Genomic DNA, 9,150 nt, shown 5'->3' with positions numbered 1-9,150 from the left:
CCGTGCTCAACGGCTTCACCGCGCTCGGCACGCCCATCACAGAGGTCGCAGGATAAATCTGTCCGGGGAAAGGGGAAGTCCGATCAGCAGCCGATTTGTGCAACAGAGCCGCTATGACGCGAGAACGAGTCCTGACCGTAGCGCCGGCCCGCTGTTCGCCGGCGAAAGCGACGATGAGGATATTGCGAGCGGGACCATCTACGTCCTTCGCAGCAAGTCCGATCATCCGCTTGTCACCGCCAACCGCGACGTGTTGCACAAGATCGGCGTAACCGGCGGTGACATTACCCGCCGTCTTGCCAATGCTAGACTTGATCCAACCTTCCTCATGGCCGAGGTCGAAGTGGTCGCCACTTACACGCTCTACAACATCAACCGCGTGAAGCTCGAAAACCTGGTCCACCGCATCTTCGCTCCTGCCCAACTGGACATCGAGATCAAGGACCGTTTCGGCAATCCTGTCGTGCCGCGCGAATGGTTCCTTGTTCCGCGCTTCGTCGTGGACGATGCCGTGGAGCGGATCAAGGATGGAACGATCACGGACTATATCTACGACCCGGCAGCAGCGCGGCTGGTGCGGATAGGGAATTTGGCATGAGCGGCAGTATGTTCGACGAAACTCTCCGTGCGCTTCGCCAGCTTGAAGGACGAACGCAGTTATCCATCCCTATCGAATATGATGAAGACGGGTACCTCGACAGGGAGTGTCCCGCCGACGAGTGCCTATTCCAGTTCAAGGTTCTGGCTGACGATTGGAAAGATAAGGTCCGCGACGAAGAAGTGTTCTGCCCTAGCTGCGGGCACACGGCTGAATCCGGTAGCTGGATGACACAGGAGCAGGTCGAGCACGTTAGGAAGGCGGCACTTTCCCACGTGTCCGGCCAGCTTGGCAAGGCAATGGCCCGTGACGCTGCTCAATGGAATCGCCGTCAGCCTAAAGGCGGTCTAATTTCAATGATGATGAAGGTGAACCAGCGTCCCACGCAGGTTTTGCTTCCGCCCGCCGCTGCGGAACCGATGCAACTAAAAATTACCTGCCCGGTTTGCGAGTGCCGTTATGCCGTGGTCGGGGCGGCGTTTTTCTGCCCATCGTGCGGTCACAACGCGGCCGACCAGCAATTTAGCCAGTCAGTCACCGGGATCATCCAATCCCTTGACGCGATTGGCGCGGTGAGGGCGGCGATTCCCGACCGCGACACAGCCGAGAACACTGTCCGGCTTTTGGTTGAAAACGGACTCCAGAACGCTGTCACTGCGTTCCAGCGATACGCCGAAGCACTTTACGTAAGCCTGCCGACCGCCAGCCCGGCGCGACGCAACGCCTTTCAGAATCTTGCAGAAGGCAGCGGTCTTTGGTCAGCCGCGACCAACAAAGCCTATGCAGATCACCTTTCGGCAACGGAACTGGCGGCTCTGCAAAGAGCCTTCCAGCAACGTCACTTGTTAGCCCACACGCAGGGCATCGTTGACGCGGGTTATCTGCAAAAAAGCAGCGACACCCGCTATCAGCCCGGTCAACGGATCGTCGTGCGTGAAGATGGCGTCCGCGAGACTGTTGCGCTTGTCTCCAAGCTGGCGGACGCTCTTCTTGCTGACGCAAGCGCAGCGAGGCAGCCGTGACTGCCGACCAGTATCTATTGAACATTCTCGTGGGACAGCACGTCAACAACGGGCCGACTTCTCCCGTTCGCTCCGTTCAGAACGTCCTATTGCCCGCCCTCAGCACATGGGGAAACGGCTATCTCATCGCGGTCCATCCGAGCGGATCGTTCGCCAAGGGGACGGCCAACCGCAGCGGGACCGACATCGACCTGTTTCTATCGGTCAGCGAAAACGTCCCCGGCACCATGAAGGAAATCTACGATTCCCTTTTCAACCAGATGACGCAGCGCGGCTACACCCCGAAGCGCCAGAACGTATCGGTCAATGTTCAGGTCAACGGCTACAGCGTCGATCTCGTGCCGGGACGGCGGCAGAACGGTTATTCCAACGACCATACCCTGTATCGCCGCAAGGCCGACACCTGGACCAAAACCAACGTCATCACTCACATCAATCAAGTCGCCAATTCGGGCTGCACCAACGAAATCCGAATCCTCAAACTTTGGCGCAATCAGAAAGGGTTGGATTTTCCCTCGTTCTATCTTGAACTGACAGCGATAGCCGCGCTGTCCGGTCGCTACGGCTCATTGTCGCAACGGGTTTGGACAGTTTTTGAATATCTCCGGGACCGCTTTCCGGCGGCACGGGTGATCGACCCGGCCAACACGAACAATGTAATTTCGGATGACCTGACCGTTCAGGATCGCGCCCGCATCAGCGTCGCTGCGAAAGCGGCCCTTGGCGCGTCTAGCTGGAATCAGATCGTAACATGACGGACTGGACGCTCAGGACCTTACTTGCCGCATTGCATGACGGAGTCGCGCAACGGTTGCAAACCAGCCGAAACACGATGGGCCATCCTGTTTTGAAAGGTGATGCCAGCGAAACTGTCTGGCTTGATCTTCTGAACACCTACCTGCCGGAACGATACCGCGCCGCGCGGGCAGTCGTTATAGACAGCGAAAACAGGTCGAGCGACCAGTTGGACATTGTCGTGTTCGACCGCCAGTATTCCCCGTTCGTGTTCCAGCACGCGGGCGTAAACGTTATCCCGGCGGAAAGCGTCTATGCGGTCTTTGAAGCCAAGCAGAGCCTTGATGCTGCGCAGGTGGACTACGCCCAAAAGAAGATTGCCAGCGTCCGCGCCCTTCATCGAACCAGCTTGCCCATACCTCACGCGGGCGGCACGTTCGATCCAAAGCCGCTCCCGTGGATTCTTGGCGGTATCCTCACCTTGGAAAGTGGATGGAATCCCGCGCTCGGCGACCCGGCGAGCGCGGCCCTCGCCAAAGGGGACGACCAATCCCGGCTGGACATAGGCTGCATCGCTGCGCAAGGGCTGTTCTACCGCGAGGAGCTTGGCCGCTACGTTCTTTTGCCTCACACGAAAGCCGCGACGGCGTTTCTCTTTGAACTGATCGCTCGGCTGCAAGCGTCGGCCACGGTGCCTATGATCGATGTCCGCGCTTATGCGCGATGGCTTGCTGATTAGAGCTTTCCCTCCGCTTTCCGGCGTGTTCAGAGACAGTAGCGAAACGATGATTCTGCGCCGTTTGGGCGCGGCGTTGCCGCGCGATGGCGGGCGGCGCTGCGATATGTTGGGTCTCCGCGCCGCCCGCTATCGGTCACGCCCGATCCTGCTGCGGGTGTGCTGTCGTCGGCGTTGTTGTTTCCTGTTCGGCTGCGAACGCCTCTTTCCCCTTTCCGGCCCACAGTTCCCGCGCCCGTTCGCCGTCCTCGCTGTTGAGTTTGTCGGCCATCCAGATCATTGCCCCGTAGATCATGGTGCGATCATCGCCGGTCAGGTCCACGATGCCCGCCTTGACGACGAGGCCGCCGAGTTGGATCAGATGCCGCGTGCGCTTGCGGCGCTCGACCTGCCATATGCGCATGTCATGCCGCGCCCGCGCCGCCCGATGCCGGTTGCGCGCCGCCCGGTTGCGCCGGAGCGCCGCCAGCGTCGCGGTCAGGCGCTGATGCAGATCGCCGTGATTTCCCTTGAAAGAACGCCGCGCCGCGCTTCGCCCAAGCCTCTCGCTTTCCGGTATCCTTGGTTTCCACCAGCACGATTAGCGCACCGGCCAACTCGTCGGGGGTGAGGCCGTCCGCCCCGGTGGCAATTACCAACTCGCCCAGTTGCTGCACCTTGCGTGTTTTCAGTTCGCGCGCCTTGTCTTCCAGCGCCTTCAGTTCCGCGTCATAGTCCCGTGGTTTGCGCATCATCATCTCCATAAGCTGTTGATGGAGCGATGATAGTTGCGCGGACAGCGAAACGCAGTAATGTTGCCGGGACGGTCTGGCACGGGCCGGTCCATCCCGAGATTTTTTCGAGGGAGGGCGCGCTTATACGTCGTTCCGACGTGCGCTTGGCCGTGGCAATGCTTGATCGCGATGGCGATCTATCATCTTCACGTCAAGGTCATCGGCCGCAAGGCCGGAAGCAGCGCGGTGGCATCCGCCGCCTACCGTTCGGCTTCGCGGATGCGCGACCAGCGTATCGACCGCGTGCAGGACTTTTCCAGCAAGCGCGGCGTCGTCCATTCCGAGGTCATGCTGCCGGATGGTGCGCCCGAGCATCTTAGCGACCGCGAACGGCTCTGGAACGATGTAGAGGCGTTCGAGGTCAGGAAGGACGCGCAGCTTGCCCGCGAGGTGGAGTTTTCCATTCCGCGCGAGATGACGCAGGCGCAGGGCATCGAACTGGCGCGCGACTTCGTCCAAGCCGAATTTGTCGATCAGGGCATGATCGCCGATCTGAATGTGCATTGGGACATCGGCGAGGACGGGATGCCGAAACCCCATGCCCATGTCATGCTCACCATGCGCAGCGTGGACGAGAACGGGTTCGGCCCGAAGGTGCGGGATTGGAACCGCACCGAGATGGTGGAGCGGTGGCGCGAACGCTGGGCCGAGCATGTCAACGAGCGGCTGGCAGAACTCGACATTGACGCGCGCATCGACCATCGCAGCCTTGAGGCGCAGGGCATCGGGCTTGAGCCACAAAGCCAGATCGGCGCACCGGCGCAGCGGATCGAGGGCGAAGGGATTGAAGCCGCAGACCGCGCCGACATGCACCGCGAGATCGCGCGGAACAACGGCGCGCGGATCATCGCCGATCCATCGGTTGCGCTGGACGCGATCACGCATCAGCAATCGACCTTCACACGGCGCGACATGGCGATGTTTGCGCACCGGCACAGCGACGGGATCGAGCAGTTCAACGAGGTGATGGGCGCGATGCGCAACGCGCCCGATCTGGTCGAGCTTGGACAAGACGGACGCGGCGAGGATCGGTTCACCACCCGCGACATGATCGAGACCGAACAGCGGTTGCACCGCGCGGCCGAGATGATGGCGGAGCGCGAGCGCCATGAGGTGAACGAAGCCGATAGAGAGGCAGCACTTGCGCGCGCCGAACAGCGCGGCCTTGTCCTTTCCGGCGAGCAGACCGACGCGCTTTCGCATGTCACAGACGGGCGCGATCTTGGCATTGTCGTCGGCTATGCCGGGACCGGAAAGAGCGCCATGCTCGGCGTGGCGCGCGAGGCTTGGGAGGCGTCAGGCTACGAGGTTCGCGGCGTTGCCCTGTCCGGCATCGCTGCCGAGAATCTGGAGAGCGGATCGGGCATCGCGTCCCGCACCATCGCCAGCATGGAACACGGCTGGAAGCAGGGCCGCGACATGCTGACCGCCCGCGATGTGCTTGTCATCGACGAGGCTGGCATGGTCGGCACGCGGCAGTTGGAGCGCGTATTGTCCCATGCGCAGGCAGCCGGTGCAAAGGTCGTGCTGGTCGGCGACCCGCAGCAGTTGCAATCCATAGAAGCGGGCGCGGCGTTCCGTTCGATCCATGACCGTCACGGCGGTGTCGAGATTCATGAGGTGCGCCGCCAGCGCGAGGACTGGCAGAGGGACGCCACCCGCGATCTGGCAACCGGCAGAACCGGCAATGCGATCCATACCTATGATGCGCACGACATGGTGCATGAGGCCGCATCCCGCGAGCAGGCGCGCGACGAGCTGATCGACCGCTGGGACCGCGACCGGCAGGCTTCGCCGGATGCCAGTCGTATCATCCTCACCCATACCAATGCCGAGGTGCGGGAACTCAACGAGGCCGCCCGCGACAGGATGCGGCACGCGGGCGATCTTGGCGAGGACGTGCGCGTCACAGTCGAGCGCGGCGACCGCAGCTTTTCTGCCGGGGATCGCGTCATGTTCCTTCAAAACGAACGCAGCCTTGGCGTGAAGAACGGCACGTTGGGGACCATTGAACAGGTCAGCGCGCAGAGCATGACGGTGCAGACCGACGATGGCCGCTCCATTGCCTTCGACCTGAAGGATTATGACCGCATCGACCACGGCTATGCCGCGACTATCCACAAGGCGCAGGGCATGACCGTGGACCGGACGCATGTGCTGGCAACGCCCGGCATGGACGCCCACGGCAGCTATGTCGCTCTGTCGCGCCACCGCGACGGCATGGACCTGCATTATGGCAGCGACGACTTCGCCGGTCAGGACAAGCTCATCAACACTCTGTCGCGCGACCGGGCCAAGGACATGGCGACCGATTACGAACCGGCGCAGAGCTACGCAGAACGGCGCGGCATTACCGCCCATGCCCGTGATGCCGCTGTTGAACAGATACGTGTGCCGAGCAATGCCGTTGACCGGATCGGCGACATCATCTTCAGCGTGCGCGAACTCCGTGACGGTGCAGAAGGGCCGGAAAGAGAGACGACCGGCAGGGGGATAAAGCAGGAGATCGAGGCGGTGGCGCGGGACGCCGGAATAGATTCGGAGGATGCCTTGCGCCACGCCCGCAGAATGGCGCTCATCCGTCATGCCCATGCCGTTGGCCAGGTCTTCAACGCCGAGGATGCCGGGAGCAAGGCAAGTCCAGCGCAATGGGATGAACTGGTCGATTCCCGTAAGGCGTTCGATGGGGTGCGCCCCTTTGGCTGGCAGGACGCGGAAGCGGCCTATGCCAAGGATGAGAGCCTTGCCCATGAGGCGGGATCGGGCAAGGTCAATCGCGCCATTCGCGCCCTCCAGCTCGAAACCGAGATTCGCACCAGCCCGGAGCGCCGCGCGGATCGTTTCGTGGAACGCTTTCGGGAACTCAAGCAGACCGGCGAGCGCCAGTATGCGGCGGGCGACTATTCCGGCTACAGGTCCGCACGCGCCGAGATGGGCAACATGGTCGCGGGCCTCGAACGCGATCCGCAGATGGAATCCCTGCTCGAAGGCCGCAAGAAGCAACTCGGCATCAGCATGGATTTCGACTCAGGGATGAGGCTTGGTCGGCAACTCGCCCTCAGTCACGGCCTCGGCAGGGGAAGGAGCATCGGATTGTAGGACGTAGAATCATCCTATTTACCGCCGTTTCTACGCCACACTACTACGGCGGCTAAATATCTATTGCACAACGATAATTCCTTCTTCTGTTTGGTCTCAGAAACAACCAGCAGAAGGCAATACAGCCATGCGTCAACCAGATCGTATCGTCCGCCTCAAGACCGTTCTCGCCCGCACCGGCCTGTCCCGGTCCACCATCTACCGCAAGATCGCCGAGGGCACGTTCCCGCCCCAGATCAAGATCAGCACCAACGGCGCGGGATGGAAGGAATCCGACATCGACCGCTGGGTCGCAAACCCCGCCGGATGGCAGCCGCGTTCGCGCAACGAGTTCGACTTCCTCAATGACTATTGACCGCAGGGACGACGAGAAGCCGGAGGCATCACCCCGTTCCCGACGCACCAAACGACCGCCCACGGCGTCGGAGCAGCTTGAGGAATTGCTGGGCTATCCGTGGCCGTTCCCCGGCAGGCCGCCCAAGCATGACCTCAGCACATGGACCGTCACCGATGACTGGCCCGATCCCGTGCCGGTGACGGAAGCCGAGATCGAGGTGTTCGAGCGATGGTTCGGCGACCTGTTCGATGAACTCTTTGGCCCCGGCGGCTGATGCTCCATGCGTCGAAATCGGCGTTGAAATTCGCCCTTCAATGGGTTACATGTAGTCACATATGGCTACATACGGAGGCGCGACATGCTGACCATCAACCTCAGAGACGCCAAGGCTGGATTTTCCAGCCTCGTTGATGAAGCCGTCAAAGGAGAGATCGTGACCATCACCCGTCATGGCAAGCCCGTTGCGGCCTTGGTTTCGGTCGAGGCGGCGGAGATCGCGCGCAAGGCGCTCGATCGCAAACGGCCGGGCCTTGTCAGCTATCTCAGGACGTTCCCAGGTGGAGAGTTTCCACGCAACCGCAAACCATCGCGGGATGTCGAGCTTTGAGCGGCTTCCTTCTCGACACCAACGTCGTCTCCGTGCTGGCGCCGTCGAAGTCGGAGGCATCCGCTGACTTCCTCACTTGGCTGGACCGCATGGACGCCGATGGACGGCTATTTCTGTCGGTCGTCTCCATTCATGAGATCGAGAAGGGAATCGCGCTCCTCGACCACAAGGGGGCAACGGCGAAGGCCGCGAGCCTGAAAGCATGGCTCAGTGGTCTTGTCTCCACATACGACGACAAGATCATTGGCTTCGATGCGCAGGCCGCCGCAATCGGCGGGCGGCTGGAAGCGAAGGCGCTTGCGGCCGGTCACGACCCCGGCATGGCTGACGCCGTGATTGCCGGGACCGCCGCAGCGCATGAACTCGTCATCGTCACCCGCAACACGAAGCATTTCCTGCCATTCGGTATCGCCGTGTTGTCGCCTGACGAGGCTGCCGCACAAGGAGGCCCGACATGACCGCTTCCACAATCCCCCTGCGCGCCGCCCTTTACCTGCGCGTTTCGACGGCGCGGCAGGCCGAGCATGATGTTTCCATCCCCGACCAGAAGCGGCAGGGCGAAGCCTATTGCGAGGCCCGCAACCTGCAACTGGTCGAAACCTTCATCGAACCGGGCGCATCGGCGACCAACGACCGCCGCCCCGAGTTCCAGCGCATGATCGAGGCGGGAACGTCGAAGCCCGCACCCTTCGATGTTGTCGTGGTCCATTCGTTCAGCCGGTTCTTCCGCGACCATTTCGAGCTTGAGTTCTATGTCCGCAAGCTCGCCAAGAACGGCGTGAAGCTGGTTTCGATCACACAGGAAATGGGGGATGATCCCATGCACGTCATGATGAGGCAGATCATGGCGTTGTTCGATGAATACCAGTCCAAGGAAAACGCCAAGCACGTCATGCGGGCCTTGAAGGAAAACGCGCGGCAAGGCTTCTGGAACGGTTCACTTCCCCCTATCGGCTATCGCACCGTCGCTGCCGAGCAGCGCGGCGCAAAGACAAAGAAGAAGCTGGAAATCGACCCGCTCCACGCCGACACGGTGCGGCTGATCTATCGCCTTGCGCTGGAAGGCGACGGCACTACCGGACAGATGGGCGTCAAGAACATCGTCTCCTATCTCAACAGCCGCCGCATCTTCACCCGCGATGGCGGGCGATGGGGCATCGGGCAGGGGCTCTGTTGCACAAATCGGCTGAGGGCCGGAGTTCCCCTTTCCCCGGACAGACTTATCCTGTGACTTCCGTGATGG

The 9,150-nt window shown here is 61.5% G+C and carries 12 protein-coding genes; 10 read left to right on the top strand and 2 right to left on the bottom strand.

Translation table 11 applies throughout. The features are described from left to right. From RGD00_RS22340 to RGD00_RS22325, 4 genes are all read left to right on the top strand, one after another. Window positions 1–598 (top strand): GIY-YIG nuclease family protein (locus tag RGD00_RS22340; RefSeq protein WP_310459449.1); only part of this gene is annotated, 598 nt, incomplete at its 5' end. Beyond that, on the top strand, window positions 595–1,620 hold the full coding sequence (locus RGD00_RS22335; protein WP_310459448.1) for a hypothetical protein: 1,026 nt from the start codon (window positions 595–597) through the stop codon (window positions 1,618–1,620). The genes RGD00_RS22340 and RGD00_RS22335, both read left to right, overlap by 4 nt. Continuing rightward, a complete protein-coding gene (locus tag RGD00_RS22330; RefSeq protein ID WP_310459447.1) occupies window positions 1,617–2,375 on the top strand; it encodes a nucleotidyltransferase family protein in 759 nt (252 codons plus the stop codon). Before RGD00_RS22335 ends, RGD00_RS22330 begins: the two co-directional genes overlap by 4 nt. Then, window positions 2,372–3,094: a DUF6602 domain-containing protein gene (locus RGD00_RS22325; protein ID WP_310459446.1), complete on the top strand. Its 723-nt coding sequence runs from the start codon at window positions 2,372–2,374 to the stop codon at window positions 3,092–3,094. The genes RGD00_RS22330 and RGD00_RS22325 overlap by 4 nt, the downstream gene beginning before the upstream one ends. 133 nt (window positions 3,095–3,227) lie before the next feature. On the opposite strand, the gene RGD00_RS22320 is transcribed toward RGD00_RS22325, so the two are convergent. Further along, complete coding sequence (locus RGD00_RS22320) at window positions 3,228–3,494, bottom strand: conjugal transfer protein TraD (RefSeq protein ID WP_310459445.1); 267 nt, start codon at window positions 3,492–3,494, stop codon at window positions 3,228–3,230. Window position 3,495: 1 nt separating this feature from the next. Further along, the gene (locus tag RGD00_RS22315) at window positions 3,496–3,834 is read right to left on the bottom strand and encodes a conjugal transfer protein TraD (RefSeq protein ID WP_310459444.1); all 339 of its coding nucleotides are present in this window, start codon (window positions 3,832–3,834) and stop codon (window positions 3,496–3,498) included. 159 nt (window positions 3,835–3,993) lie between these two features. On the opposite strand from RGD00_RS22315, the gene traA reads away from it, so the two are divergent. The 6 genes from traA (at window position 3,994) to RGD00_RS22285 (ending at window position 9,138) form a co-directional block, all read left to right on the top strand. After that, window positions 3,994–6,963 (top strand): Ti-type conjugative transfer relaxase TraA, encoded by a 2,970-nt coding sequence (traA, locus tag RGD00_RS22310; RefSeq protein WP_310459443.1) that lies wholly within the window; start codon window positions 3,994–3,996, stop codon window positions 6,961–6,963. Between the two features lie 127 nt (window positions 6,964–7,090). Continuing rightward, on the top strand, window positions 7,091–7,318 hold the full coding sequence (locus RGD00_RS22305; RefSeq protein ID WP_310459442.1) for a helix-turn-helix transcriptional regulator: 228 nt from the start codon (window positions 7,091–7,093) through the stop codon (window positions 7,316–7,318). Next, window positions 7,308–7,574 (top strand): hypothetical protein, encoded by a 267-nt coding sequence (locus RGD00_RS22300; protein ID WP_310459441.1) that lies wholly within the window; start codon window positions 7,308–7,310, stop codon window positions 7,572–7,574. The genes RGD00_RS22305 and RGD00_RS22300 overlap by 11 nt, the downstream gene beginning before the upstream one ends. An 84-nt stretch (window positions 7,575–7,658) precedes the next feature. Then, window positions 7,659–7,907: a type II toxin-antitoxin system Phd/YefM family antitoxin gene (locus tag RGD00_RS22295; RefSeq protein WP_310459440.1), complete on the top strand. Its 249-nt coding sequence runs from the start codon at window positions 7,659–7,661 to the stop codon at window positions 7,905–7,907. Then, window positions 7,904–8,365: a type II toxin-antitoxin system VapC family toxin gene (locus RGD00_RS22290; protein ID WP_310459439.1), complete on the top strand. Its 462-nt coding sequence runs from the start codon at window positions 7,904–7,906 to the stop codon at window positions 8,363–8,365. The genes RGD00_RS22295 and RGD00_RS22290 overlap by 4 nt, the downstream gene beginning before the upstream one ends. Then, the gene (locus RGD00_RS22285; protein WP_310459438.1) at window positions 8,362–9,138 is read left to right on the top strand and encodes a recombinase family protein; all 777 of its coding nucleotides are present in this window, start codon (window positions 8,362–8,364) and stop codon (window positions 9,136–9,138) included. The genes RGD00_RS22290 and RGD00_RS22285 overlap by 4 nt, the downstream gene beginning before the upstream one ends. Window positions 9,139–9,150: the final 12 nt, after the last annotated feature.

The sequence above is a fragment of the Ruixingdingia sedimenti genome, from assembly GCF_031432425.1.
In the GTDB taxonomy this organism is placed as follows: Bacteria; Pseudomonadota; Alphaproteobacteria; order Rhodobacterales; family Rhodobacteraceae; genus Ruixingdingia; species Ruixingdingia sedimenti.
Note: the sequence above shows the minus strand (reverse complement) of the source record. Positions and strands in the feature narration are given on the sequence as shown.

Coding starts and splice junctions, on each gene's coding strand:
- RGD00_RS22300 (WP_310459441.1), top strand. CDS start 7,308: ATGACTATTGACCGCAGGGACGACGAGAAGCCGGAGGCATCACCCCGT.
- RGD00_RS22285 (WP_310459438.1), top strand. CDS start 8,362: ATGACCGCTTCCACAATCCCCCTGCGCGCCGCCCTTTACCTGCGCGTT.
- RGD00_RS22295 (WP_310459440.1), top strand. CDS start 7,659: ATGCTGACCATCAACCTCAGAGACGCCAAGGCTGGATTTTCCAGCCTC.
- RGD00_RS22320 (WP_310459445.1), bottom strand. CDS start 3,494: ATGCGCATATGGCAGGTCGAGCGCCGCAAGCGCACGCGGCATCTGATC.
- RGD00_RS22335 (WP_310459448.1), top strand. CDS start 595: ATGAGCGGCAGTATGTTCGACGAAACTCTCCGTGCGCTTCGCCAGCTT.
- RGD00_RS22325 (WP_310459446.1), top strand. CDS start 2,372: ATGACGGACTGGACGCTCAGGACCTTACTTGCCGCATTGCATGACGGA.
- RGD00_RS22315 (WP_310459444.1), bottom strand. CDS start 3,834: ATGGAGATGATGATGCGCAAACCACGGGACTATGACGCGGAACTGAAG.
- traA (WP_310459443.1), top strand. CDS start 3,994: ATGGCGATCTATCATCTTCACGTCAAGGTCATCGGCCGCAAGGCCGGA.
- RGD00_RS22305 (WP_310459442.1), top strand. CDS start 7,091: ATGCGTCAACCAGATCGTATCGTCCGCCTCAAGACCGTTCTCGCCCGC.